This is a genomic window from Streptosporangium sp. NPDC049078 (genome assembly GCF_040648855.1).
GTDB lineage: Bacteria > Actinomycetota > Actinomycetes > Streptosporangiales > Streptosporangiaceae > Streptosporangium.
In genome coordinates, this window is the sequence record NZ_JBEZEL010000016.1 from 36422 (window position 1) to 62605 (window position 26184).

22 protein-coding genes are annotated in these 26184 nt (G+C 71.2%); 12 read left to right on the forward strand and 10 right to left on the reverse strand.

Translation table 11 applies throughout. From position 1 onward, the window contains the following. Positions 1 to 23 precede the first annotated feature (23 nt). From AB0B90_RS26630 to AB0B90_RS26640, 3 genes are all read right to left on the reverse strand, one after another. Positions 24 to 518, reverse strand: a complete 495-nt coding sequence (locus AB0B90_RS26630; RefSeq protein WP_362925347.1) for a flavin reductase family protein — start codon at positions 516 to 518, stop codon at positions 24 to 26. Positions 519 to 527: 9 nt separating this feature from the next. Then, on the reverse strand, positions 528 to 1751 hold the full coding sequence (locus tag AB0B90_RS26635; RefSeq protein ID WP_362925349.1) for a styrene monooxygenase/indole monooxygenase family protein: 1224 nt from the start codon (positions 1749 to 1751) through the stop codon (positions 528 to 530). Between the two features lie 231 nt (positions 1752 to 1982). Next, positions 1983 to 2972: an AraC family transcriptional regulator gene (locus tag AB0B90_RS26640; protein ID WP_350949055.1), complete on the reverse strand. Its 990-nt coding sequence runs from the start codon at positions 2970 to 2972 to the stop codon at positions 1983 to 1985. Between the two features lie 368 nt (positions 2973 to 3340). On the opposite strand from AB0B90_RS26640, the gene AB0B90_RS26645 reads away from it, so the two are divergent. Beyond that, entirely contained in the window at positions 3341 to 4270 is a 930-nt protein-coding gene (locus tag AB0B90_RS26645) for a dienelactone hydrolase family protein (RefSeq protein WP_362925352.1), read from the forward strand. Between the two features lie 193 nt (positions 4271 to 4463). Here AB0B90_RS26645 and AB0B90_RS26650 read toward each other — a convergent pair whose 3' ends face one another. After that, the gene (locus AB0B90_RS26650) at positions 4464 to 6608 is read right to left on the reverse strand and encodes a glycogen debranching N-terminal domain-containing protein (protein ID WP_362925354.1); all 2145 of its coding nucleotides are present in this window, start codon (positions 6606 to 6608) and stop codon (positions 4464 to 4466) included. 176 nt (positions 6609 to 6784) lie between these two features. On the opposite strand from AB0B90_RS26650, the gene AB0B90_RS26655 reads away from it, so the two are divergent. The 6 genes from AB0B90_RS26655 to AB0B90_RS26680 all read left to right on the forward strand — a co-directional run bounded on the left by AB0B90_RS26655 (position 6785) and on the right by AB0B90_RS26680 (position 13415). Then, entirely contained in the window at positions 6785 to 7999 is a 1215-nt protein-coding gene (locus AB0B90_RS26655; RefSeq protein WP_350949058.1) for a LacI family DNA-binding transcriptional regulator, read from the forward strand. 50 nt (positions 8000 to 8049) lie between these two features. Continuing rightward, positions 8050 to 9321: an extracellular solute-binding protein gene (locus AB0B90_RS26660; RefSeq protein ID WP_350949059.1), complete on the forward strand. Its 1272-nt coding sequence runs from the start codon at positions 8050 to 8052 to the stop codon at positions 9319 to 9321. Between the two features lie 69 nt (positions 9322 to 9390). After that, a complete protein-coding gene (locus AB0B90_RS26665) occupies positions 9391 to 10500 on the forward strand; it encodes a sugar ABC transporter permease (protein WP_362925356.1) in 1110 nt (369 codons plus the stop codon). Beyond that, positions 10500 to 11387, forward strand: a complete 888-nt coding sequence (locus AB0B90_RS26670; protein WP_362925358.1) for a carbohydrate ABC transporter permease — start codon at positions 10500 to 10502, stop codon at positions 11385 to 11387. Before AB0B90_RS26665 ends, AB0B90_RS26670 begins: the two co-directional genes overlap by 1 nt. Positions 11388 to 11487: 100 nt before the next feature. Further along, positions 11488 to 11718, forward strand: coding sequence for a zinc-ribbon domain-containing protein (locus tag AB0B90_RS26675; RefSeq protein ID WP_362925360.1), 231 nt, complete (start codon positions 11488 to 11490; stop codon positions 11716 to 11718). 167 nt (positions 11719 to 11885) lie between these two features. Continuing rightward, complete coding sequence (locus AB0B90_RS26680) at positions 11886 to 13415, forward strand: N-acetylmuramoyl-L-alanine amidase (protein WP_362925362.1); 1530 nt, start codon at positions 11886 to 11888, stop codon at positions 13413 to 13415. A 20-nt stretch (positions 13416 to 13435) separates the two neighbouring features. Here the strand turns inward: AB0B90_RS26680 and AB0B90_RS26685 are convergent, their stop codons facing one another. Continuing rightward, the gene (locus AB0B90_RS26685) at positions 13436 to 14485 is read right to left on the reverse strand and encodes an aldo/keto reductase (protein WP_362925364.1); all 1050 of its coding nucleotides are present in this window, start codon (positions 14483 to 14485) and stop codon (positions 13436 to 13438) included. A gap of 100 nt (positions 14486 to 14585) precedes the next feature. Here AB0B90_RS26685 and AB0B90_RS26690 point away from each other — a divergent pair, with 100 nt between their 5' ends. After that, positions 14586 to 15029: a MerR family transcriptional regulator gene (locus tag AB0B90_RS26690; protein WP_362925366.1), complete on the forward strand. Its 444-nt coding sequence runs from the start codon at positions 14586 to 14588 to the stop codon at positions 15027 to 15029. A gap of 220 nt (positions 15030 to 15249) precedes the next feature. On the opposite strand, the gene AB0B90_RS26695 is transcribed toward AB0B90_RS26690, so the two are convergent. After that, complete coding sequence (locus AB0B90_RS26695; RefSeq protein ID WP_350949066.1) at positions 15250 to 15765, reverse strand: hypothetical protein; 516 nt, start codon at positions 15763 to 15765, stop codon at positions 15250 to 15252. Positions 15766 to 15802: 37 nt separating this feature from the next. Continuing rightward, the gene (locus AB0B90_RS26700; RefSeq protein ID WP_362925369.1) at positions 15803 to 16558 is read right to left on the reverse strand and encodes a transposase; all 756 of its coding nucleotides are present in this window, start codon (positions 16556 to 16558) and stop codon (positions 15803 to 15805) included. A gap of 204 nt (positions 16559 to 16762) precedes the next feature. Between AB0B90_RS26700 and AB0B90_RS26705 the strand changes: the two genes are divergently transcribed. Continuing rightward, positions 16763 to 17731 (forward strand): aldo/keto reductase, encoded by a 969-nt coding sequence (locus tag AB0B90_RS26705; protein ID WP_350949068.1) that lies wholly within the window; start codon positions 16763 to 16765, stop codon positions 17729 to 17731. Positions 17732 to 17744: 13 nt separating this feature from the next. Here the strand turns inward: AB0B90_RS26705 and AB0B90_RS26710 are convergent, their stop codons facing one another. Together AB0B90_RS26710 and AB0B90_RS26715 are read right to left on the reverse strand one after the other, a co-directional pair. Further along, positions 17745 to 19916, reverse strand: a complete 2172-nt coding sequence (locus AB0B90_RS26710; RefSeq protein WP_362925372.1) for a sigma-70 family RNA polymerase sigma factor — start codon at positions 19914 to 19916, stop codon at positions 17745 to 17747. Positions 19917 to 19964: 48 nt separating this feature from the next. Further along, a complete protein-coding gene (locus tag AB0B90_RS26715; RefSeq protein WP_350949069.1) occupies positions 19965 to 20300 on the reverse strand; it encodes a YciI family protein in 336 nt (111 codons plus the stop codon). 660 nt (positions 20301 to 20960) lie between these two features. Between AB0B90_RS26715 and AB0B90_RS26720 the strand changes: the two genes are divergently transcribed. The 3 genes from AB0B90_RS26720 to AB0B90_RS26730 all read left to right on the forward strand — a co-directional run bounded on the left by AB0B90_RS26720 (position 20961) and on the right by AB0B90_RS26730 (position 24218). Beyond that, positions 20961 to 21776: an SAM-dependent methyltransferase gene (locus AB0B90_RS26720; RefSeq protein WP_350949070.1), complete on the forward strand. Its 816-nt coding sequence runs from the start codon at positions 20961 to 20963 to the stop codon at positions 21774 to 21776. Positions 21777 to 22212: 436 nt separating this feature from the next. Next, positions 22213 to 22848, forward strand: a complete 636-nt coding sequence (locus AB0B90_RS26725; RefSeq protein WP_362925374.1) for a gluconokinase — start codon at positions 22213 to 22215, stop codon at positions 22846 to 22848. After that, positions 22845 to 24218, forward strand: a complete 1374-nt coding sequence (locus AB0B90_RS26730) for a gluconate:H+ symporter (protein ID WP_362925376.1) — start codon at positions 22845 to 22847, stop codon at positions 24216 to 24218. The genes AB0B90_RS26725 and AB0B90_RS26730 overlap by 4 nt, the downstream gene beginning before the upstream one ends. A 39-nt stretch (positions 24219 to 24257) precedes the next feature. Here AB0B90_RS26730 and AB0B90_RS26735 read toward each other — a convergent pair whose 3' ends face one another. Next, positions 24258 to 26183 (reverse strand): FUSC family protein, encoded by a 1926-nt coding sequence (locus tag AB0B90_RS26735; protein WP_362925378.1) that lies wholly within the window; start codon positions 26181 to 26183, stop codon positions 24258 to 24260. Position 26184: the final 1 nt, after the last annotated feature.

Consider the following 26184-nt stretch of genomic DNA (forward strand, 5'->3'; position numbering starts at 1 on the left):
CGGCTGACCTGCCCTAATCACCGTCAGGGTTCGCAGAGCGCCATCTCGCGGTCCGGCGCGGACAGCGCCCGGTAGCTCCCCGAGTGGAAGACCAGCGGCTCGCCCTCCTGTCTCCGGAAGTGCTCGACCTCCCCGACGAAGATCAGATGGTCACCTCCGTCGTACATGGTCACCGCGCGGCAGGCGAAGTGGGCGACGGTCCCGGCGAGGACCGGCACCCCGCCCGGCGCGAGACGGGTCTCCACCCCGGCGAACTTGTCGGGCAGCGGCGTGGCGAACCGCCGTGACAGGTGCTCCTGGCCGGCGGCCAGGACGTTGACCGCGAACCGCTCCGCCTCGGCGAAGGCCGGCGCGCTGGGGGCCCGCCGGGACAGGCACCACAGGACGAGCGGCGGGTCGAGCGAGACCGAGGTGAAGGAGTTGACGGTCACGCCCAGCCGGTCACCCCGTGGGGTGACGGCGGTGACCACCGCCACCCCGGTGGCGAACTGCCCGAGGGCGTCGCGCAGGGATCTCATGGCGCCGCCTCACTTCCCGGCCCGCGCCAGGTACTCGGCCGCGCCGGCCGGGTCCAGGAACCAGTCCGCGTAGTCGGACGGGTCGTCGAAGCCGTTGACGAAACGGGAGGCCACCTCGGGCAGCCCACCGGCCGCTCCCAGGAGCTCCAGCACGTGCGGCGGCGGGGGCGCGAGCAGCGCGTTCGTCCAGGTGGTGGCGTGCCGGGCGTCTCGCCAGTAGCGCTCGAAGACCCGCTCCATCCAGGCCGCGTCGTACGGCAGCTCGCCGCGCTCCAGGATGTCGGACAGGTAGGAGGCCGCGCACTTGGCGGCGTTGTTGGACCCCTGCCCGGTGATCGGGTCGTTGAGCACGACCACATCCGCCACGCCCAGGACCGGGGCGCCCGACGGGAGCGTCGCCACCGGCCTGCGCACGACCGGCGTGAAGCGGCCCGACAGGACACCGCCGGCGTCGGTGAGTTCGACGTCCGCGGCGCGCTCGGCCTCCCACGGCAGGAAGGTCTCCAGGATCCGCCTGCTCATGGCCAGATGCTCGGCCGGGGTGGCGACCTCCGCCCAGCGGTCCATCGGCCCGCCGGGGACGCCCTCGAACACCATGATCTCGCAGGGGCCGGTGACGGTGAGGGCGGGGAACACGAAGTACTCGCCGACCCCGGGGATCATGTTGAAGCACACCGCGGAGTGGTCGGGCCGCGGAGTGAGGCCGTTGACGTAGGTGAGGGCGAGGGCCCGCTGCGGGGCGTGGTACGGCGAGCGCGACGCGTCCCGCTCGAAGAGCGAGGCGATCGCCCCCTTGCCCGCGGCGACCATGACCAGGTCGTACTGGGCGGCGTAGCCCTCCAGGTCCTCCACGGTGGCGTCATGGATGACGATCTTCCCGCCGAGCCGCTCCACCTCGGCCATCCAGGCGGGCATCTTCAGCCGCTGGTCGACCGAGCGGGCGGGGGCGTCGAGCCGGGCGGCCCAGCGGATCACCGGGTCCCCGTCGGGGCCGGCCACCGCGAACTGGATCCCGTCGATCGGCGGGCAGCCGTCCGCCCACAGGTCCAGGCCGAGGTCACGCTCGTGGCCGAGGGCGGTGCCGAACATGGCCTGGCTGGACATGACCCGGCCGTCGCGGATGTCCTCGGGGGTCCGGTTGGAGACGACGGTGACGTCGTAGCCGTTCCGCAGCAGGCCGAGGGCGAGGTGGAGTCCCGCCTGACCGGCGCCGACGACAAGGATTCTGCGCATGGTGCGGTGTCCTTTCGAGGAGGTTTCGAGAGCTTCGGGGAAGCCTTGAGAGGGCTTCCCCGAAGCGGGGAACGATCGAGCGGCGCCTGGTGAAAAGGTACGACGGCCGCCACCGCCCATGCCATCCGCTCAGCGCGGGTTCCATCCGTCTGGCGCGGGATCCTCCCCCGCCCCTCCCCGATTCGTCCTCACCTCGACGTCACGGCCGTCCGACCGCCGGGCCGAGCGCCGTCAGTCGCCGCGTAGCGTCTGGGACGGCGTCCGGCCGTAGCGCGCGCGGTAGAGGGCGGCGAAGCGCCCCTGGTGCGGGAAGCCCCAGTGGGCCGCCACCTTCGTCACGGTGCACCTGGCCGGATCGCCGGCCGCCAGTTCGTCGTGCACCCTGCCCAGGCGCACATCCCTGAGGTAGGTCATCGGGGTCAGGCCGAGATGGCGGCGGAAGCCCTCCTGGAGCGAGCGTCCGCTGACCGCCACGGCGCTCGCGACCTCGTCCGTCGTGAGCGGCAGGTGGGCGTGGTCGTCGATGTACCGCATCGCCCGGCGCACCACCTTGGGCAGGGCGGGAGGCCGGGGGGCGTTCAGCCGCTCCAGGTAGTTGGACGGTTGCCCGGTGAGCAGGGAGGAGAGCATGGCGTTCTCCAGGTGGGCGATCGCGAGCGGCTGCGCGGCGAGCCCGTCGCCGTACTCGGCCTCCCTGACGATCAGGTCGGCCATCGCCTTCCAGGCCCTCGCCCAGCCGGCGGTCATGTCCATGCCCAGGTCGAAGACGATCGGCCGGTCGAGCCGCTCCCCGAGCATCCGCTCCATGGCGTCCTCGACGACCGGCCGGTCGAATTTGACGATCAGCTGGGGGCAGCCGGCCGCCCAGCGCATGTCGAGGTGTTCCGACGGCGACGGCAGCGAGGCCAGGTCCGGCGTCGACACGATCTCCTGGCCGCCGCACCGGATCAGGCTGCGCCCGGCCAGCGGGATCTGCACCAGGAAGAAGGATTCGAGCTCCCCGGGCTCGATGCGGACGTCCGCCCCGTAGTCCAGGTAGTTCACCCGCACGGTGCCCAGCTGGACCGAGTTGAGTCGCGCGGCCAGCCGGGAGGTGCCACCGGTGAGCTCCAGCCGGTGGGGGCAGAACACTCCGGCCACCAGTTCGCGGGCCTCGTCGAGGTCCGCGGTGTCGAAGACCGGCCGGTTACCGAGCGGGACCGGCGCTCCACCCTCGCCCATCGCCCCTCCAACCCTCCGCAACCCTCTATAACCGTCTGTAACCATCTGTGCTCGTGCATCTCCGCACGTGCCGCCGCGTGCGTACGACGACGCGAGGTCGCGCACGGCCGGTCCTCACATGATCTACGGATCGGAACCGGCCGACCATGGAGAAATACGCAAAAGTCCGAGGGAGCGTGTCCAGTAGTGGACAAGGTCTCGCGGGCGAGGCCGGCGGCGTCCTCACGGGCACGTGGAATCCGCGTGGGTCACCGCGGAGGAGGCATTCGGGAGACCCTCGTCGGAGGCCGCGCGCTCCCCGGTTTTCGGGTGGCGGCACGTGGTCCGGCTTTGCCGTGGCTTTCATCCGCCGGTCCTACCGTGTGCTGGTGACGTCTTTTCACCGGTACCTCGCGGAGGAGGTCGCGGTCGACCACGCGGCGGGGCTCGTCCCTCGGCACGAGGCGCTGCACCGCCTCACCCTCCTCGGGCTGGAGGCACCCGCCGCCGTCGCCCTGCTCTCGACCTGGGAAAGCGGCGGAGGGAACGCGACCGCGCCGTCCGCCACGGGATCCGACACGGCGACGGCGTCCACCGTGCCACCGGGCGGCGAACCGCCCCCGATCTCCTCGCCCCTGCCGACCGAGGAGATCATCTTCCCCGGCACCGAGAGCGGCGTCACCCTCAGGGGCGCCTGGGCGGCGCCCGCGGACCCGCGAGGCGCGGTGCTGGTGATCCACGAGAACCGCGGGCTCACCGACCACATCCGGTCGGTCGCCGGGCGCCTGGCGGCCGACGGCTACTGCGCGCTCGCCATCGACCTGCTCTCCCGCGAGGGCGGGACCGCCTCCTTCGAGGACCCGGCTCAGGCCACCGCGGCGCTGGGCGCCCTCTCCCCCGAGCGCCTCGCCGCGGACATGAAGGCCGCCCTGGGCGAGCTGGAGCGGGGCGCCCCCGGCAAGAGGCTCGGCGTCATCGGCTTCTGCCTCGGCGGCGCCATGACCTGGCTGCTGCTCTCCTCGGACGAACCGCGCCTGTCGGCGGCCGTCCCGTTCTACGGCCCGTTTCCCGGCGACGCCGACCTCTCGGGGGCGAGGGCCGCCGTCCTCGCGATCTACGCCGAGCGGGACGACCGGGTCAACGCCACCCGCGAGGAGGCAGGAACCGCCCTGGAGAGGGCGTGCCTGGAGCACGAGATCGTCACGTTTCCCGGCGTCGGCCACGCCTTCTTCAACGACACCGGCCCGCGCTACGACGCCGGCGCCGCCGCCGAGGCCTATCGGCGTGTCCTGGACTGGTTCGGCCGCCACCTGGGCTGAGCGTCCCGTCCGGCGGCCGACGGACCGTGCTGCGGCGGTCGGCGAACGCCCTCTCCGGGAAGCCTCCCGCCGCACGTCCCGCCCATCCGCGTGCCCCCACCCGCCTGCGCGGTACGGTGACACGCCCGGCTCAGGTCCAGGCACGCCCGGCTCAGGTCCAGGCACGCCCGGCTCAGGTCCAGGCACGCCCGGCTCAGGTCGAGGCGCGCTCGGTGAGGATCCCCTCGGGCAGACCCGTCACGACGACCTCGCCCTCCCGGTCGACGGCCGCGCTCACCTCCGCTCCGGCGACCCGCAGACCTCCCGCGAAGACCGCACCCAGGGGGGCACCGGCGAGCGGGCGCAGCAGCATCCGCCCCTCGGGCACGTCGGGATAGAGGCCGAGTGCCGCGTGCACGACGGTCACCGCGGCGGCGGCGGACCACGCCTGCGGGCGGCAGGCCGCCGGGTAGGGAACCGGACGCCCCAATGCCGACCGGTCATCGCCGCCGAACAGCTCGGGCAGCCGGTAGCCGAACGTCTCGCCCGCGGTGAGCAGCCCTTCGGCGAGGGTCGCCGCGTGCGTGGCGAACCCGGCGCGGGCCAGTCCGGCGACCACGATCGCCGTGTCGTGCGCCCAGATCGACCCGCAGTGGTAGGACAGCGGGCTGAAGCCGCCCGCGTCCGCCGACATCGTCCTCAGGCCGAAGCCACCGGCCATCTGCGGGGAGACGAGGAGGTCGGCGATCTCCGCCTCCTCCGCCCCGGTGAGCAGGCCGGTGCCGAGCAGGTGCCCGATGTTGCTGGTGAGCGCGTCGACGGGGCGCTTGTCCCGGTCCAGGGCGAGGGCGGGGAACCTGCCCTGCGGTCCCTCCACCCAGAACCTGGCTCGAAAGCGCTCGGCCAGCGCCGCGGCGTGCTCGCGCCAGCGGGCCGCGCCGGGGCGGCCGAACGCCTCCAGCAGGTCGGCTCCCTGCCTGGCCGCCTGGTGGGCGTAGCCCTGCACCTCGACCAGGGCGATCGGCGGCTGGGCCTGGCGGCCGTCGTGGAAGCGCAGCGCGTCGCCGGAGTCCTTCCAGCCCTGGTTCGCCAGGCCCCGGCCGCTGGTGTCGATGTACTCGATGAAACCGTCCCCGTCGGGGTCGGCGTGGTGGCCGAGCCAGCCGAGGGCGGCCTCCAGGTGGGGCAGCAGCGCGGCGACCTCCGTGGCGGGGGCGCCCCAGCGCCAGGCGTCGTGCAACAGGGCGATCCACAGCGGGGTGGCGTCGATCGTGCCGTAGTAGGCGGCGGGCAGGTGCAGGTCGTTGCCCTCGACCGTGAAGTCGTGCCGGCGCAGCTCGTGCATGATCTTCCCGGGGGCCTCGCCGGAGCCCGGATCCAGCCTGGTTCCCTGCCTGCGGGCCAGCACCCGCAGGGTGCCCATCGCCAGTTCCGTGCCGAGCGGCAGCAGCATGCGGGCGGCCCAGATGCTGTCGCGGCCGAAGAGGGTGAGGAACCAGGGCACTCCGGCGCCGAGGAAGACGTCACCGGGGGCCGCGGTCTCGGCCAGTCGCAGCGAGCGCAGGTCGTCCATGGACTGCTCGAAGAGCCTGCTCAGCCGATGGTCGGCGGCGACGACGCGGGGAGTTCCCTCGCCCGCCCACTCGGCGGGGCGATCGGGCGCGGTCACCACGGCCTGGGGGTCGCGCACCTCGACCCGCCACGACAGGGTGACCCTGGCGCGGGGCGCCAGCTCGACCGGCCAGCGCAGGAAAGCCGTGCGCGCGGACCCGGTGGACCCGGTGGACCCGGCCCGCGCGCCCGTACCGGTCGCCACGACGCGGACGCCGCCGGAGTTCCAGGAGATCTGATCGGGCGCGGTGCGCTCGGCCGCCGCCTCCGCGGTGTCGCCACCGGACTTGACCACCTCGATGGGGGCGAAGTCGCAGCCCAGCTCCAGGCTCACGACAGCGGCGACGGGAACGGTCGCGCTGGAGACTATCTCGACGCGTTCTTCCATGCCACCCGGTGTGACCTGCCGGAACCGCTCGATCCGTACAGTGGGATCGGGGACGGGGTCGCCCAGCCATCGGGCCAGCGTGACGAACCCGGTGGCGCCAGGCCCTCTCTGGGCGTGGCCCACGGCCTCGGGCTCTCGGCCGTCGATCGTCAGGACGGCCCGCGACAGAGCGCGGGAGTCCGCGTGGAACACGCCCTGGACACCGGCCGGGCGGATCTGCCCGTCGCCCCCGCTCAGCGCGACGGTCGGCGCCAGCACGGTGCTGACGAGATCGTGCAGCAGGGGCTGGAGGCGGTAGGCGTCGGCGGAGCCGCCCACCGCGACCGCCTGTGGGCTGGGGGATGAGGCGTCGTCGAGCACGACTGACTCCCTGAGATCGTGTCGAGCCGGTGACGTCTTGACAGAAGACGGCCGGGGGGTACACATTGCGAAACACTCTCTTTACTTGAACGATCCAACCATTACGCTCCGTTTACTTGAACGATCCAATCATGCCTCATACCCCTTTGAACGTTCAAACCCCTAGAAGGGTGCAAATGGCTGCAAAAGTGACGATCACCGACGTCGCGCGCCGTGCAGGGGTGTCGCGCCAGACGGTGTCGAACGTGCTCAACAGCCCCGAACTCGTCCGCGAGGAGACCCGCGACCGGGTGCGGGAGGCGATCGAGACGCTCGGCTACCGGGCCAGCCAGGCCGCCCGGCAGATGCGAACCGGCCGATCACGGCTGATCGCGACGCGTATCGAACCCGACCGGGACGGGATCAACGGCTCGGTCCTGGACCGCTTTCTGCACGGGCTGACCGCCTCGGCGGCCCGTGCCGGATACCGGATCCTGCTGTACGCGGCGGGCGACGAGCGTGCGGAGATCGACACCTTCGACGAGCTGGTCGGAAGCCACGAGCCGGACGCCTTCGTGCTCACCAGCACCTACCACGGCGACGGCCGCCCCGCGTGGCTGCGCGAGCGGCGGCTGCCGTTCGTCACGTTCGGACGGCCCTGGGGAGACGCGGGAGACGCGGGAGACGCGGCGGACGGCGACGCCGCTTCCGGCGGGACGACCGCGGATCCGGGGTACCCCTGGGTGGACGTGGACGGCGCGGCCGGCACCGCGGCGGCCACCCGCCACCTGCTCGACGCCGGTCACCGGCGGATCGGCTTCCTCGGCTGGCCGCGAGGCTCCGGTGTGGGCGACGACCGCAGGTCCGGCTGGGCGAGGACCCTCGCCGCCGCCGGGATCGACCCGGCCGGCCTGGACCAGGCCACGGACGACGGGGTGGCCGACGGCGAGAAGGCGGCCCGTGAACTGCTGCGTGCCGAGCGGCCGATCACCGCGCTGGTCTGCGCCAGCGACTCGCTCGCCCTGGGCGCGCTGCACGCCGTCCGCTCCCTGACCGCCTCGGGACAGCTGATCGCCTCGGGACGCCTGACGGCCGAGGGGCGTCTCACGGTCGCGGGACGGGCCGGCGACGAGGAGGGCCTCCCGGTCAGCGTGATCGGTTTCGACGACACGCCGGTGGCGAGGGCGGTGGGGCTGAGCAGCGTGAGCCAGCCGCTCGCCGAGGCCGCGGCCGGCTGCGTGGGCCTGCTCACCCGGCTGTTCGACCCGCCCTCCCCCGGCGACCCCGGCACCTCTGCGGCCTCCGTGATCTCCGCGGCCTCCCACACCCCCGAGGCCGGCGCGCACCTCCTGCTCCAGCCGTCCCTCGTCCTGCGGCAGTCCTCGTGGCCGCATGACCACCCGGCCGGATGAACACCTGACTCCTTTCCGGATCACCCCCCCAGAAAGATTGGAAAAGCACGATGAAACAGCCGACCAAGCGACACGGCCTCCGGAGCGCGGCGCTCGCCGCGCTCGCCGCGGGCGCCCTCGCCACCACGGCCGCCTGCGGCAGTGGTTTCGACGACTCCGCCGGGCAGAGCAGCGCCCCGCAGAGCAGCGGGCCCGCCAACCTGCAGGTGCTCTTCGGCTCCTCCGGCGACGCGGAGACGAACGCGTTGCGCGAGGCCGCCCAGGCGTGGTCGGCCTCCTCGGGCAACACCGCGACGATCACCCCCGCCCAGGACCTGACCCAGCAGCTCGGTCAGGCCTTCGCCGGGAGCAACCCGCCGGACGTGTTCTACGTCGACGCCGCGCGCTTCGCCGACTACGCGAGCGTCGGAGCCCTGGAGCCGTACGCGGACAAGATCTCCGAGGCGGCCGACTTCTACCCGAGCCTGCGCGAGACGTTCACCTACGACGGCACCTTCTACTGCGTGCCCAAGGACTTCTCCACGCTGGCGCTGATCGTCAACGACGACCTGTGGAAGAAGGCCGGGCTCACCGACGCCGACGTGCCGACCACCTGGGAGCAGCTCACCTCGGTCTCCAGGAAGCTCAAGGAGAAGGTTCCGGACGTCACACCGCTCGTCATCGGCGACACCCGCGACCGGCTCGGCGCGTTCATGGTGGAGGCCGGCGGCTGGATCGTGAGCCCCGACGGCAAGAAGGCGACCGCCGACACCCCCGAGAACGTCGAGGCCCTGAACTACGTACGGGGCCTGCTGAAGGACAAGCTCGCCCAGTTCCCCAAGCAGGTTGACGCCGGCTGGGGCGGCGAGGCCTTCGGCAAGGCCAAGGCCGTGATGACCATCGAGGGCAACTGGATCAAGGGCGCGATGAAGGCCGACTACCCCGACGTCAAGTACAGCGCCCACGAGTTGCCGGCCGGCCCCAAGGGCAAGGGCACCCTGTCCTTCACCACCTGCTGGGGCATCGCCGCCAAGAGCAGATACAAGGAGCAGGCGATCGCCTTCGTCGAGGCGATGACCAAGGCCGACCAGCAGATGACCTTCGCCAAGGCGTTCGGCGTGATGCCCTCGCGCCAGTCGGCCAAGGACGCCTTCACCCAGGCCTTCCCCGACGACGCGCCGTTCGTCGACGGCGCCGAGTACGCCCAGGGTCCGGTCAACGCCCCCAAGATGGACAGCGTGCTCGCCGACTTCGACACCGCGATCCAGCAGCTGCCCGCGGGTGACCCCAAGAAGATCCTGGCGAACCTGCAGAAGAACACCCAGGCCGCGCTCGGCGACTGAGTCAGATCGGTGCGCGGCCCCGGCCCGGGACAGGGCCGGGGCCGCGCACCGGGCATGAGGGAGACTTACGTGGCCGAGACAACGACCGCATCACGGCGACCCGCGCGCCGCCTTGGTGACAGGACCAGGGAGAACATCGCGGGCTGGCTCTTCGTGGCGCCGGTGGTGGTGATCCTCACCCTTTTCATGCTGCTGCCGATCCTGATGGCGCTGTGGGTGAGCCTCACCGACTGGAACGGGCAGGGCAGCCCGTTCCGGGCGCAGGTGCCGTTCGTCGGCGTGGACAACTACACCGAGCTGTTCGCACAGGACAACCTGACCCGCCTGAACTTCATGACGAGCCTTCGCAACAACTTCTACTACGTGCTGATCGTGGTGCCCGCCCAGACGATCCTCGCGCTCGGCCTGGCATTGATCGTCAACCGCCGGATGCTGAGGGGAAAGACCTTCTTCCGCACCGCCTTCTTCTTTCCCTCGGTGACCAGCTCGGTGGCGATCAGCGTCCTGTTCCTGTTCATCTTCAGCAACTCCGGAGCGGTCAACAGGCTGCTCGCGTTCGTCGGCGTGAGCGGGCCCCCGTGGTTCTCCGACGCGCGGGGCGTGCTGCATCTGCTGCTGGGCTCCGTCGGCCTCGTCGATCCGGAGGCACCTCCCGAGGCGCTCACCGGCGGTGGCCCGTTCGGGCTCTCATGGTGGGACTGGCTGTCCGGTCCCAGCGTGGCCATGTGCACGATCATCATCCTGGTCGTCTGGACCACCTCGGGCACGTTCATGCTGATGTTCCTCGCCGCGCTCCAGGACATCCCGGTGACCCTGGAGGAGGCGAGCAAGCTGGACGGCGCCACCTCCCGTCAGCGCCTGCGCCACGTGACGCTGCCGATGCTCAAGCCGACCCTGTTCCTCGTTCTCACCCTCGGACTGATCGCCACCTGGCAGGTCTTCGACCAGGTGTACGTGATGAGCCAGGGCCAACCCGCGAAGACCACCCTGACCCCGGCCTTCCTGTCGTACCAGACGGCTTTCAAGGAGCTCGACTACGGCTCCGGCGCCGCCATCTCGTTCGTCCTGTTCGTGCTCATCGTGGTGCTGGCGGCGTTCCAGCGGTGGGTCATGCGCGACAGGGACGCCGGGAGCGGCGGGGTCGCGAAACGCCGCGCGCCGCACCGAAGGAGGGCATGATGTTCGCGGTCACGACTCGTCCCACCCGCGCCGAGGATCCGCCGAGGCCGGGCGGCCTCCGCTCGCTGTTCTCCACCTTCAGCGGGTACGCCGTCCTGGTCTTCTTCTCGCTGGTCTTCCTCTACCCGTTCGTCATCCAGGTCGCCAGCTCGTTCAAGACCGAGCCCGACGCCGCGGCGAACCCGCTCTCGCCGATCCCCGACCCGGCGACGCTGGCCGGCTTCGAGCGGGTGTTCGTCGACACCGGCATGCCGCTGTGGCTGGGCAACTCGCTGCTGGTGACCGCCGTCATCACCGTCGGCCGGGTGTTCTTCGACTCCCTCGCCGGATACGCGCTCGCCCGGCTGCGCTTCCGGGGACGCAAGGCGCTCTTCACCTCCATCGTCGCGATCATGGCGGTCCCCGGGGTGGTGCTGTTCATCCCGAAGTTCCTGGTGCTGAACCAGCTCGGCATCTACGACAGCTACACCGCGCTGATCCTGCCGATCATCGCGGACGCGGCCGGGGTCTTCATCATGAAGCAGTTCTTCGAGTCGATCCCGGTGAGCGTGGAGGAGGCGGCGCGGATCGACGGCGCGGGCCGTTTCCGTACCTTCTGGTCGGTGGTGCTGCCGATGGGGCGGCCCGCCGTGATCACCCTGACGATCATCTCCTTCCAGAGCAGCTGGAACGAGTTCCCGCACACCCTGGTGGCCGTCCAGGATCCCAGCCTGTTCACCCTGCCGCGGGGCCTCGCCGACCTGGTCAGCGGCTCCCTCGGCAAAGGCAGTCAGTATCCGCTCAAACTCGGCGCGGCGGTGCTCGCCACCATCCCGGTCGCGATCATCTTCGTGATCTTCCAGCGTTACTTCATCCGGGGCGCCAACGAGGGCGCGGACAAGGGGTGAGGAGGCGGGACGGGGAGTCTGCCGGGCGCTCAGGCCCGGCGGACTTCGTCGGGTGACACGGGGCGAGGCGTAGCACGCTCGTACCGGGTATGTCTGGATGATGCTCATCTTCGGTCTGCGTACGGTGGCCCATCGGCTCGGGGTGGTAACCCTGACCTGTCGCAACTGCGGCAACACGGCGGCACAGGTGCTGTCGCGTCGGGTCACCAAGTTCAGCCTGTTCTTCGTCCCGCTGTTTCCGGTACGGACGAGATACGGGATGCAGTGCACCTTCTGCGCGGCCTCGTACGCCATCACCAAGGACGAGGCGAACCGGCCGGCAATCCACTGACCCCCTTCTTCACCTGCACATATATCGACCTATCAGATGAAAGAAGAGATTTGTCTGAAACAAACAAAGAAGTGTTAATTATTTACACTTGTCGCGTTTCTGCTTTACGGTGCCGAATCAGCCGGTGTCCGAAGGGGACCCGGACCCCCGATTCCTGAGGAGACTCCGTGCAGAACGCCCGGCCGCGCCCGCACCGCCGGTCAGCCGCGATCCTGTCCGCCGTTCTCGCCTTCCTGCTCCTCGCGCCCGCCCAGGCGGCGAGCGCCCGGTCCGCGGGCCCCCTGGCGGACGCCTTCGCCCGAGCCTCCGCCGGCTACGACGTGCCGCGCGACCTGCTCGTCGCCCTCGCGTACGCGGAGACGCACCTCGACGGGCACGGCGGCGAGCCGAGCGCGAGCGGCGGGTACGGGGTGATGCACCTTCTCAGCACCCCCGCCGTACGAGTCCTGGAACGCGCGGCCGAGCTGACCGGCACACCGGCGGCGACCCTGAAGAGGGACGACGCGGCCAACATCCTCGGCGGCGCCGCGGTGCTGCGCTCCTACGCCGACGCGCTCGGCCTCGACGCAGGCGCCAGGAAGGACGCCGGACTGTGGTACCCGGCCGTGGCCAGGTACGGCAACGCCTCCGGTTCGGAGACGGCCAGGCTGTACGCCGACACCGTCTACGACCTCCTCGGCAAGGGCCTTGTGGCAGGCGTCGCGGGCGGCGAGGTCGTCACGGTCGCGGCCGTGGAACTGCAGGTGGATCGCGGCGCCTACGAGGGCGTGCGGGAACTCGCCGCCAAGGCCCCGAGCCCCGACTACTCCGCCGCGAGCTGGGTGGCCGCCCACGCCGGCAACCGGGCCGTCGCGAACAGGCCGAAAAGCTCAAAGATCGATCGAGTCGTCATCCACGTCACCCAGGGGGCGTACGCGGGCACGATCTCCTGGTTCCAGAACCCCGCCGCGAAGGTCTCCGCGCACTACGTCGTCCGTTCCTCCGACGGTGACGTCACCCAGATGGTCCGCGACAAGGACGTCGCCTGGCACGCGGGGAACAGCTCGTACAACGCCAGGTCGATCGGGATCGAGCACGAGGGGTTCGTCAACAACGCCTCCTGGTTCACCGACGCGATGTACCGCGCCTCGGCGGCCCTGACCCGCGCCCTCTGCGACAAGTACGGCATTCCCAAGGACCGCTCGCACATCATCGGGCACAAGCAGGTTCCCGGCGCCACGCACACCGACCCCGGCTCCCACTGGGACTGGGCCAAGTACATGCGCTACGTCACCGGGGACACCGCGCCCTGGTCGGCGACCGTCGACAACTCCACCGCCGGCGCGTTCACCGCGAGCGCGAACTGGACCACCTCCACCCAGGCGGCCGGGCGCCACGGCCCCGACCACCGCCAGACCACGCCGGTGACCTCCAGTGACGTCGCCTGGTACCGGTTCACCGTCCCCGCCGCGGCCACCTACCAGGTCGAGGTCTGGTATCCGGCCACCCCCGGCCACAACGTATCCGCCCCGTACATCGTCGCCACCTCCTCCGGCAGCAAGACGGTCTACGTCGACCAGCGCGCCGGGGGCGGCGCCTGGCGGAGCATCGGGACGTTCGCCCTGAAGGCCGGGACGTACAACACCGTCGGCGTCAGCCGGTGGACCTCCGGCACGGGACTGATCGTCGCCGACGCCGTACGCCTCACCCGGCTCTGAACTCCCCGGGGCTCCCCTTGCTAACCCGCGGCGCGTTCCGTGAGCGGGCGCCGCCGCCGCGCGGTGTCGGTCAGCGAGGGCGGGCGCCAGGCTCCGTCGGGCTGGTACAGGTTCGTCCCCGGCGGCACGATCTCGTCGATCCGGTCGAGGGTCGCGTCGTCGAGGGTGAGCGAGGCGCCCTTCAGCAGCCCCTCCAGCTGGTCCATGGTCCGCGGCCCGGTGATCACCGAGGTGACGGCGGGATGCGCCGCGGCGAAGGCCACGGCGAGCTCGGGGAGCGAGCAGCCGATGTCCGTCGCGAGCTCGACGAGCTTCTCGACGACGTCGAGCTTGGCGGCGTTCTCGGGGATCGAGGGGTCGAAACGGGCGGGCGTGAGCGAGGCGCGGCCGGTGGAGAGGTCGACGGGCTGCCCCTTCCGGTACTTGCCGGTGAGGAACCCCGAGGCGAGCGGGCTCCAGGTCAGCACCCCCATCCCGTAACGCAGGCAGACCGGCAGGACGGCGGCCTCGACTCCCCGGGCGATCAGCGAGTAGGGCGGCTGCTCAGTCCTGAAGCGCTGCAGCCCGCGGCGCTCGGCGACGTTGTGCGCCTCGACGATCTCCTCGGCCGGGAAGGTCGAGCAGCCGAAGGCGCGGATCTTCCCCTGGTGCACGAGGTCGCTCAGCGCGGAGAGCGTCTCCTCGATGTCGGTCGAGTGGTCGGGGCGGTGGACCTGGTAGAGGTCGATCCAGTCGGTTCCCAGCCGCCGGAGGCTCTCCTCGACCTCCTTGATGATCCAGCGCCGCGAGTTGCCGCTCCGGTTGGGGCCCTCCCCCATCCGGAAGTGCACCTTGGTGGCGAGCACGACGTCGTCACGGCGCCCCTTGAGCGCCTTTCCCACGATCTCCTCGGACTCTCCGGCGGAGTACATGTCCGCGGTGTCGACGAAGTTGACGCCCTGGTCGAGGGCGGCGTGGATGATGCGGACACAGTCGTCGTGGTCGGGGTTGCCGACGGCGCCGAACATCATGGCTCCGAGGCAGTGGACGCTCACCTCGATACCGGTGCCGCCGAGGACGCGATAACGCATGGGTCGTGCTCCCTTGATGGTCGTTCCGGACGTGGTGTCGCGACGCCCCGCATCGTAGGATCTAGAGTCGACTCTAGGTCAAGTCCGTATTCTGGTCGGCATGGGCACAACGGGGCTGAGCATCGGGCAGGTCGCCGAGCGCACGGGGTTGAGCGTTCACGCGCTGCGTTTCTACGAGCGCGAGGGCATCCTGGCCAATCCCGTCCGGCGTGACCCCGGCGGGCGCCGCGTCTACGGCGAGGACGACGTGGAGTGGCTCACCCTCTGCGTCATTCTCCGTGCCTCCGGCATGCCCCTGCCCGCGATCCGCCAGTACACGGAGATGGTGAGGCGGGGAGACGGAAACGAGGAGGAGCGGCTCGCCCTCCTGTGCCTGCACCGGGAGCGGGTGACAGCCCAGATCGACCAGCTCTCCCGCTGCCTGGACCTGATCAACCACAAGGTCGGGGTGTACGAGGACATCATCGACCGGGGAGGCGCCGGCCACGAGTGCGTCGCACCGCCGTCATCGGAGAACAAGCCGGGGCGCGCGGAACGGTCCTGAGGGAGAGCGGTTCCGAGGAAATTCCGGGGAAAGGGAAAACAGGGCGAGGAACAGCTCCCGCGCGTGAGAGTTCGCGCGCATGATGGCGTACGTCCACCACCACCCCGGCTCGGCCCCTCCCGCGCGTGACAGCTCGCGAGCACGATGGCGTACGCCCCGCCCCGGGAGCGTCCTCCCGGGCCGTCCGGCGACACCGTGCCGAGGAGCCGCTCGGGTCCGGTCAGTCCGTACGCCGCACGCGGATGCCGTGGGCGTCGGCCCGCTGGACACCGCCCGCGTCCACGTTGGAGATCCGGATCAGGCCCTCGACCGTGCCCTTCTTACCGTTGCCGGTCAGTTTGAGGATGAGCATCCCCGGGTCGCTCCCGTGGGAGGAGTGCGGGTCCCCGGAGAGCGGGTTCGGCCCCCGCGTCGAGGCGAAGGCCCACTTGTGGTCCGGGGAGACGGCGAAGAGGTCGACCGTCGGATCCGCGCTGAACGGCGAGACGAGGTCGACGGTGCCGACGTGGGCGCCGCTCGCCCCGTCGAAGACCTCCGCGACGTTGGCGTCACGGTCACCGGCCCACACGTGACGCTCCCCGGCGGAGGCGAGGACGCCGTGGGCGTCGCGCTCGGGCGAGTCGTCGTCGAAGAGCGCCTGGACCGCCGGGGTGTTGGGCGGGTTGGCGGGCGAGTAGCCGCCCATCGGCAGCCTGAAGACGGTCAGCTTCTCGGCCGTAAACGACCGAGCTTGCAACTCCTCGCCGTCGATGGCTTCGACGGTCCGGTCCGCGTCAGGCAGCGTGACTCACTGCCCAGCCCGTCTCACCGCGTGCGGCGATGTTGCGGGCTGCGTTGACGTCCGCGTGCTCAGCGAAGCCGCACGACGTACACGAGAAAGAGGCTTGATCGAGCCGGTTCCTGCGGTCCACCTGCCCACATGAGGAGCACTGCTGGGAGGTGAAAGCCGGATCGACGTGGATGACGGCGACCCCGGCCCGGGCCGCCTTGTAGCCGATGAAGCTCCCCAGCTGGTGGAAGCTCCAGGAATGCAGCGTGACCCGCTGGGGCTTGCGAAGCCGTACCCGGTCCCGGATGCCCTGGAGGTCTTCCAGGGCGATGCCGGAGCCGGTGCGTTCTGCCTCGGTCACGATCTGCTTGGCGATGACATGGTTGGTGTTGGCGGCGAACCGCGCTTCTTTGCGGCGGCGCCGTTTGAGCAGCCGCTTGGCGGATTTGGTGCGTTTGGACTGCAGGCGGCGGCGTAGCTCGCGCCGGCGGTGCCTGACCGCGTTCAGCGCTTTGCCGCAGTGACGGGTGCCGTCGCTGGTGGTGGCGAGGTTGACGATGCCCAGATCCACCCCCAGGAAGGCGGCCGGGTCCTTGACGTGGGGGGCGGGCACCTCGCAGGTCGCGATCAGGAACCACATGCCGTCGCGGTAGGTGAGATCGGACTCGCCCCTGCGGTGGGCCGACAGGGTCTTGAGCTGTTGGGCGGACGCGGTGAACCGAAGGTTCTTCAGCCTCCCGGCCACCGACCAGATCGACACCGTCCGCGCGTCGAGCTGCCAGGACAGGCAGCGGTCGTCGAACGGCTGGGCGGCCTCGGCGATGACAACCGCCGCCGGTGCGATGGAGACGGCGGCCGATGACCCGGCGCGCCGCGGTTCGGGGCGGCGTGCCGGAGATCGTGGACTCCCCGTGCCCGAACGCTCCGAAAGCCCCCGAGCGCCGTGGTCGCTATATTGGGTGCAATGAACGCGCTGGTCCGACGCCCTCTGGGCCAGACCTCCCTGTCCGTGACGCCGCTCGGCCTGGGCCTGGCGGCCCTCGGCCGCCCCGCCTACATCACGCTCGGCCGCGCCGAGGACCTCGGCGAAGGGCGGGACGTCGCCACGATGCGGTCACGCACCTGGGCCGTGCTCGACGCCGCGTGGGCGGCGGGCGTGCGCTACCTCGACACGGCGCGCTCGTACGGGCGGGCCGAGGAGTTCCTCGCCGGGTGGCTGCGCGAGCGCGGGATCGCCCCGGGAGAGGTCGTGGTCGGCTCGAAGTGGGGATACGCCTACGTCGGCGACTGGCGGCTGGACGCCGAGCGGCACGAGGTGAAGGAACTCACCGCCGACCGGCTCCGCGCCCAGCTGGACCAGACGCGCGCGCTGCTCGGTGAGCACCTGTCGCTCTACCAGATCCACTCGGCCACGATCGAGAGCGGGGTGCTCGACGACGAGGGCGTGCTCGACGGTTTGCGCACACTGCGGGCGGAAGGGGTCGCGGTCGGGCTGTCGACGAGCGGGCCGCGCCAGGCGGACACGATCGAGCGGGCGATCGGGGCCGGGCTGTTCGACACGGTGCAGTCGACGTGGAACCTGCTGGAACGCTCGGCCGGCGAGGCGCTCGGGCGGGCGCACGAGGCGGGAATGGGGGTGATCGTCAAGGAGGGCGTGGCGAACGGCCGGCTGACCGCTCGCGCGGCACCCGCCGCGCTCGCGGCCGTCGCGCGTGAGCGGGACACCACGCCGGACGCGCTCGCGCTGGCAGCCGTACTCGCCAGGCCGTGGGCGGGCGTGGTGCTGAGCGGCGCGGTCTCGGCCGGGCAGTTGCGCGACAACCTCGGCGCGGCCGAGATCGAGTGGGACACGGAGCTGGACGAGCGGCTCGCCGGCCTGGAGGAAGACCCCGAAGGCTACTGGGCACGGCGCGGCGCACTGCCCTGGAGCTGACGGCGACGGAGCGCTATCGGGTCCTGAGCTGGTTGAGGGTGTAGCCGGTGGCCCGCTTGAACAGGTATTCGGCCCGTTCGTAGGAGAGCCTGCGGCGACCGGTCTCCGGGCACAGGTCGGCGGGTGCGGGAGGCCGGCCGGGGCCGGGTCTGCGGTCGGACAGGAACAGCGGGCCCCGGCGCCGGCCCGCGACGAGGGCGGGGATGAGTTCGGCGGTGCCGGAACGCCAGTGGATCCAGCCGGACCCGGTGGCCACCTTGCCGCGCATCCCCGCCAGGTCGAGGTCCTCGACGTTGAGCGAGAGCGCCGGGCCCGCCCCGGCCCCGCTCTCGTACAGCAGCGACCACAGGGCGCGTTCGCGCGGAGCGATGTCCGGGCGCTCCCAGAGCGCCTCGACGTGCGGCCTGTCGATGGGACGGGTGCGCCCCCTGGGCTCGGGCCTGCGCCCGAGCGCGGCGGCCAGGTCGCGGGGCACACCGCCGGTCAGGTCGCCGGACTGCCCGCTCCCCGCCTGACCGGCCGGCCCGCGATCCGGCCCGTCGAGCGGGCCACGATCCGGGCCGTCCCCCGGGCCACCGACCGGCGTGCCCCGGGCGGCGATCCAGGTACTGAAGGAGCGGACGGCCCCGCGGTGGCGGTTCCACGTGGCGGGGGCCGCGTTGCCCCACGCGTCGGTGAAGACCTCCGCGACCCGCGCGGAACTCACGTCCGACAGCGGGATGTCGTCTCCGAGATCTCGGCGCAGCCGGTTCATGGTCTGACGGTAGGAGCGGACGGTCGCGGCGTCCAGGTCGCCACGGGCGAGGAAGGCGATGGCGGCCTCGGCCAGGGTGAGGCCCGCTTTCTGCCCGGCTCCTCCCGAGGTCCCGGCCGGGGTGCCGGCCGCCCCCTGCGAGCCCACCGTTCCGGGTGTTCTCCGTGCGGCGATGTCGGCGCAGGCCGCGGCGCGTCGCGTGAGGATCGTGCGTTCCGGCACGTTGAGGGTGAGGGCCGCGGCGCGTTCGAACTCCCGCCGCGCCTCCTCGTGGCGGCCGAGCCTGGCCAGCAGGTCGCCGCGCACGCTGGGCAGGCGGTGGTAGCCCTTGAGCGCGGGTGCTCCGACGAGCGTGTCGGCGAGCGCCAGACCCGCTTCGGGGCCGTGGGCCATCGCCAGCGCGACCGCGCGGTTGAGCTGCACGACCGGAGTGGGCAGCACCCGGACGAGCGCCGCGTACAGGGCGGCGATCTGCCGCCAGTCGGTCTCCTCGGCCGTACGGGCCTGCGCGTGACATACGGCGATGGCGGCCTGCAGCACGTACGGGCCGAGAGGCGCCTCACACCGCCTGGCGCGCAGCAGGGCCGCGATCCCCCGGTCGATGAGGAGACGGTCCCAGCGTCCGCGATTCTGCTCGTGCAGCGCGACGGGCTCTCCCGACGGCCCCGTCCTGGCCGCCGACCGCGATGCCTGGAGCTCCATCAGCGCGACCAGGCCGTGCGCCTCCGCCTCGCCCGGCGCGAGTGCGGCCAGCAGGCGGCCGAGGCGCAGCGCCTCCTGGCAGAGGTCCTGGCGCATCCAGTCGTCACCGGCGCTCGCCGCGTACCCCTCGTTGAACACCAGGTAGACGACCTCGAGGACCGACGACAGGCGCGCCGCCCGGTCCGGACCCTCCGGGACCTCGAACGGGATCCGGAGGGCGGCGAGGGTGCGCTTGGCCCGGACGACGCGCTGCGCGACGGTCGATTCCGAGACGAGGAAGGCACGCGCGATCTCGTCGGTGCGCAGGCCGCCGAGCAGTCGCAACGTCAGAGCCACCCGGGACTCGGCGGGCAGCGCCGGGTGGCAGGAGACGAACATCAGGCGCAGGACGTCGTCACGCACCTCGTCGTCGAGGGCCGCGTCGACGTCGGCCCCGGCGGTGTCCTGCCGGGTGGCGAGGTCGTGGGCGAGCTCCTCGTGCCTGAGGTCGAGCCGCTTCTCCCGGCGCAGGTGGTCGACGGCGCGGCGCTTGGCGACGGCCATGAGCCAGGCGCCCGGATTGTCCGGGACGCCGGCCCCCGGCCACTGTTCGAGGGCGGCCAGGAGCGCGTCCTGCGCGAGCTCCTCGGCCATCCCCACGTCGCCCACCATCCGGACGAGCCCGGCGACGATCCTCGCCGACTCCATTTTCCAGACCGCGTCGACCGCGCGGTGGGCGTCCCCGGACATCACGCGCTCGATCAGAGCATTCGCCCGGCCGGGTACGCAAGCATCCGATCAGTCCTCCGGGCCGAAGACCTGCTGGATGTCTCCCTCGCCGTCGCCGACGATCTTCCAGAAGCGCCGGGACAGCTCGATCGCCTCCTCCTTGGAGCGCACCTCGACGAGCGCGAAGCTGACGATCGCCTCCTTCGCCTCGGTGAACGGCCCGTCGGTGACGGTGATCTCCCCGGCGGAGGAGGAGATGTGGGTGCCGGCCGGGTCCAGGCCACCGGTCGCGAGCACCACTCCCGCCTGGATCATCTCCTGGACGAAGGCGGCCATCTCGGCGTGCATCTCCTCGGTCGGAGGTGCCATGTCGTCGCTGCCCCTGGTCGTCATCAGAAATCGCATCGTCATATCTCCTTCGGGTGGTCAGGTGACCGATCCTTGCCGGTCCTCGGCTACGCGTCGAACGGATCGGCGGGAAATCGACACGCACCCTCTGACCAGGACAGTAGCCCGGATGTGACAGGGAATGCGATGCGGCGGTACGGGGAGGCGCGGGCCGATTCCGTGTTCGCGACGTGTTCGCGACGTGTTCGCGACGTGTTCGCGACGTGTTCGCGACGTGTTCGCGACTCGGGCGGCGGCGCGCTCACCGGTCGGCTGCCGGCGAATCAACGCCTCCACCCCTTGGTCCGCCTGGCCCACGCATTCGTCTTGGGGAAACCTCAATAAAGTCATAAGCTTTTTAACGATCGCGACATCGGCGTATTCTCCCCGGATATCCTGCACCTCCGCGGTAAGAGAACGGGACCTCGCGACGAGGCCCGGCAGAAACGGGCACACGTTCCGCGACGAGCGAATTCCCGCCCACGATCGCCGCGTTTCCGTCTCAGCGAGGACGCCGCGAGGGTGCCGTCCACCTTCCGGTCACCCGCGTTCCGGAATCGTGTGGATCACCTCGGTGACCGCTATGATCCCTGGGAGATTTGCCGTGAACATCACCATTGTGATCAACTACCTACTGTCTCATTCGATGCGAATTCCTCATGAACGGACCTGACCCCCATGAGCACCTCTCGCGAATCCGGCTGGCAGCCCGTGGAGCTCGATGCCGGTCGGCCACATTCGGCCCGTATCTGGAATTACTGGCTGGGCGGAAAGGACAACTATCCCGCCGACCGCGAGGCCGGGGACATGGTCGAGCAGCTCATCCCCGGCATCGTCGACTCGGCGCGGGCCGACCGGGCGTTCCTCGGCCGCTGCGTGCAATATCTCGTCGCCGAGGCCGGGATTCGCCAGTTCCTCGACATCGGCACAGGCCTTCCCACCGCCGACAACACGCACGAGGTGGCTCAGCGGATCGCCCCGGAGTCCAGGGTCGTCTACGTCGACAACGACCCGCTGGTCCTGGTCCACGCCCGCGCACTGCTCGTCGGCAACTCAGAGGGTGCCACCGACTACATCGACGCCGACCTGCGCGACCCCCAGCACATCCTGCGGGCGGCGGCGGAGACCCTCGACCTCACCAGGCCCGTCGCGCTGATGCTGCTGGGAATCCTGCACCACCTCACCGATGACGAGGAGGCGGGAAAGGTCGTGAGGGAACTGGTCGACGCCGTCCCCTCGGGCAGCCACCTGGTGATCGCGCACGCCACCGCCGAGGTTCACGGCGAGGCGATGCACGAGGCGATGCGACAGTTCATGGAGCGGGGCGGCACCCCGATCGTGGCCCGCGACCGCCACCACGTCGCCTCGTTCTTCGACGGCCTGGAACTCCTGGAGCCCGGCGTGGTCTCCTGTTCACGCTGGCGTTCGGAACGCACCCCGTGGGGCGATTCTCCTGAGGTGTCCCAGTTCTGCGGTGTCGCCCGCAAGCCCTGACAAGTCCTTCTCCGGCCTTTTGTCGTTTGCGTCCTTCCGGCCTCTCGGTGCGCACCGGCTTCGGTGCTCCGATTGCCGGCACATCGCCCCGTACGTCCCCTGTGGGGGCCGGATCGCGCCCCCTCGATGGCGCGGCGCGTCACGGAGAGCCCTCCCGCGCCCCACCAGGGGGCGGAGTGCCCAACTTCGGGCACCCGACCGGCGAGAAGATTCAGCGGAGATCGTCAGACACGGCCCCCGAACCGGGTTTATTCAGGACGCTCCGGTGCAGTCCCATAGTCGTCCGCTCGTTGCCTCCCGCAGCAACCAACTGCGACAAACAGTGACATATCTCCACAAAAAGATGTTTTTTGTAACGCCGACCCCGGATCGCGCACCACTCATCCGGCCAGGCCGTCGCGAAGATCAACGAAGATCGACATGGGAGGTCGTCTCCATGAACCCCGCTCAGGCCCCCGCCTCACCGCCCCCCGGCGCCGTACTGATCGTCGTCATGGGGGTGACCGGTTCCGGCAAGACCACCGTGGGCGCCGCCCTCGGCCAGCGGCTACGGGTGCCGTTCGCCGACGCCGACGACTTCCACAGCGAGGCCAACATCGCCAAGATGTCGGACGGGATCCCCCTCGACGACGAGGACCGGCTGCCCTGGCTGCGCGCGATCGGCACCTGGCTCAGCGAGCACGCCGCCACCGGTGGTGTGGCGAGCTGCTCAGCGCTCAAACGGAGCTACCGCGACATCCTGCGCGAGGCCGCGCCGACGGTGAGCTTCGTCCACCTCCACGGCGAGGTGGACGCCGTACGCCGCAGAGTGGCCGGCCGCCCGGGGCACTTCATGCCCACCTCGCTGGTCGAGTCGCAGTTCAAGACGCTGGAACCCCTGGAGCCCGACGAGCAGGGGATCGTCCTCGACTTCTCCGCCTCCGTGGACGAACTCGTGGACGCCTACCTCGCCGCGACCGCCCAGACGACGTCCGCCCCCGGAACGGAAACGAACCCGCCCCCCGCCGACTCCGCCGCCCCGGCCGCGTCCCGGACCTCAGACCCGGACGACGAGGCCGGGAGCCCGAGGTGAGCCCCCTCCTCACCACCCTCGCCGCGCCCGCCGACACCTCCCCCGGAAGACTCATCCCGGCGGCGCTCGTCGGCATCGCGCTGATCGTCGTACTGATCACGTACTTCAAGCTCCACCCCTTCCTGAGCCTCACCCTCGGCTCGCTCGCGGTCGGAGCCGTCGCGGGCCTCGCGATGACCGACACCATCGCCGCCTTCAGCGACGGGTTCGGCAGCACCGCGGCCGGTGTCGGCACGCTCATCGCGCTCGGCGCGATGTTCGGCAAGCTGCTCGCCGACTCCGGCGGGGCCGACGAGATCGTGGACACGATCGTCGGCCGGTCCAACCCCCGATCCCTGCCCTGGGCGATGGCCGCGGTGGGCGCGCTGATCGGCCTGCCGATGTTCTTCGAGATCGGCCTCGTCCTGCTGATGCCGGTCATCTTCCTGGTCTCGCGCCGCTCCGGCCTCTCCCTGATCCGGGTCGGCATACCCGCGCTCGCGGGCCTTTCCGTGATGCACGGGCTCGTTCCCCCGCACCCGGGCCCGCTGGTCGCCATCGACGCGCTCAACGCCGACCTCGGCATCACGCTGGGCCTGGGCGTGCTCGTCGCCATCCCGACGGTCGCCATCGCGGGGCCGCTGTTCGCCAAGTACGCGGCCCGCTGGGTGGACGTACCGGCGCCGGAGCTCTACGAGGCCCGGCCCTCGGCGGAGGACACCCGGCGCCCGTCGTTCGGCGTCACGCTCGCCACCGTGCTGCTGCCGGTCGTGCTGATGATGGGCAAGGCCCTCGCCGACATCCTCCTCGCCGAGGGCAACGTCCTGCGCACCGTGCTCGACTTCCTCGGTACGCCGTTGGTGGCGCTGCTCATCGCCGTCCTCGTCGCGATGTTCACCCTGGGCCTCGGCGCCGGAATGGACAGGAAGGCGGTCGCGAAGTCCCTGGAGCAGTCGCTGCCGCCGATCGCGGGCATCCTGCTGATCGTCGCCGCGGGCGGTGGTTTCAAGCAGACGCTGATCGACACCGGGATCGGCGACCTCATCGCCACGTGGGTGGAGAACAGCGGCCTGTCGGTGCTGCTGCTCGCCTGGCTGGTCGCCGTGCTCATCCGGCTGGCCACGGGCTCGGCGACCGTCGCGACCGTCACGGCCTCGGGGATCCTCGCCCCGCTGGTCGCCAACCTCAGCGTCGGGGAGACCTCGCTGCTCGTGCTCGCCATCGGCGCGGGTTCGCTGTTCTTCTCCCACGTCAACGATGCGGGCTTCTGGCTGGTCAAGGAGTACTTCGGGCTCACCGTGGGCCAGAACATCAAGACCTGGTCGGTGATGGAGACGGTCATCTCGGTGGCCGGCCTGGTCTTCGTCCTGATCCTGAGCCTCTTCCTGTAGTCCCGCGAGAGCCGCGGCCTTCGCGCGGCCCGGGACCGGTCAGTGGTGTCCGGAGACCGTGTCGCGCAGGCAGCGGACGGCGGAGGCGACCCGCTCCAGGCTCTCCTCGTCATCGGGCCCGGGACCGGCCGGTTCGCGCCCCTCGCGGACATCCTGCGCGATCTTCTCCAGGGAGTCGGCGAGGGCGCGGACGGCCTCCTTCGGAGGTGGCGGCGCGCCGCGCCCGGTGCGCGCGACGGTGGTGGCGGTCGCGTCGGCCACCTGTTCCAGCGCGGCCATCGCGGGCATCCAGGTGGTGACACGCCTGCTGATCACCGGCGGTTCGGACAGCGCCCGCTGGAAGACCGTCCGCAGGTCGGCCAGGGCGTCGTACGCCCCGCGGTGCAGTCGCGTCCCGCCGGCGTGCCCGCCGTCGAACGCGTGCCGCAGGTAGTTCGCGGTGGCCGTCACCGCGTCGGCGAACCTCGGCCCGACCGGCGCCTCCCAGCTCGACGACCACGGCAGGTAGCCCAGCACCAGGACGATCACACATCCGACCAGCGTGTCCACCAGCCGGATCCTCCCCAGCTCGGGTCCCCCGCGGGTGAGCAGGTCCACCAGAAGCAGGACCAGCGGCGCCTGGAAGGCCGACATCAGGCCCCAGTTGCGTTGCAGGCCGTACGGCAGGAGCGCCGCGCACACCGCGATGGGAGCCAGGAGCAGCGGGCCGTACGGCACCAGGACGAGTACGAGGGTGCCGATCAGCGTCCCCACGAGGGTGCCGAGCACGCGCTGCACGGCGCGGGCGAACACCGACCCGAAGTCGGGCTTGAGCACCAACGCGACGGTGAGCATCATCCAGTAGGACCGCTCGAACCAGCCGAACTCGCTGAGCGTGGTGGCCACACCCATGCACAGCGCGAGCCTGACCGTGTAAACGCGGGCGAGGTGGCCCCGCCACATCTGCTCCAGCACGCCACGGAGCCGGGAACGGTAGCCGACCCGTTCGTACGGCAACTGGTCCTTCGCGACCTCACCGCCGGACACCAGCTCGACGGCCCCCCGCACCGCGAGACACAGGGCGCGCGTGACGGGCGGGTCGCCTCGTTCGCAGGAACACGACGGCACCCGGGGCGCGGGTCCACCGGCGAGCGATGCGGCGACGGCCCCCGGGGCGGAGGCGGGTCGCACGAGCGGCTCGGGCAGCCCGCGTTCCTCGTAGCGCAGCGAGAGCAGGGCGTTGCGGATCAGCGAGGCCTGGTTCAGCAGGGCGACCAGGCGGGTGCGCTCCGGGTCCAGCCCTCCGGCCAGGGAGCGTGCGCCGAGCACGACGTCGTAGCCGTTCTTGAGAGTGGTGTCGAACGTCCTCAGCGCGAGAGTGTCGTGATCGGTGAACAGCCGGTCGAGAGCCTCGTAGACCGCGATCACGGCGGCCCTCTCCGGCGCCCGGGGGTGGAACGGCCAGTCGGCGACCCCCAGCACGATCACCCAGAGCGCGCCCAGCAGGAACGCCAGCGCGTTCGCGCCCGGCGCCCCCGGCAGCTTCACCCCGGTGGCGATCACGGTCATCACCAGCAGCTGCAGCCCGGCCGCCGAGCCCGTCGCCCCGCTCGTGCTGACGAGCGCGGACAGCACGGCGACCGCCACCACAACCGGCACCGTCCACCAGCCGTGGCCGTGGGCCGCGGCCCCGATGAGATATCCCAGTGCCCCCGCGACACCGGCCGCGCCCATCCTGGCGATCCTGACCAGGTAGGGACCACCCCGGTCGGCCAGACCGGCGTTCGTCGCGCCCATCGCGGGCAGCAGACCGGCCACGACGTTCCCGGAGACGAGTGCCACGAGAAGCGGGCCGGTCACCGCCACGGCCATGCGCAGCATCGGCCACCACCGCAGCGGCGCGGGTGCGGGCCTGACCGTCTCGACCAGCCAGCCGGGAGCGGCGTCGGCCAGCCGGTCGGCGGTCCGCCGGAAGAGCGAGGGCATC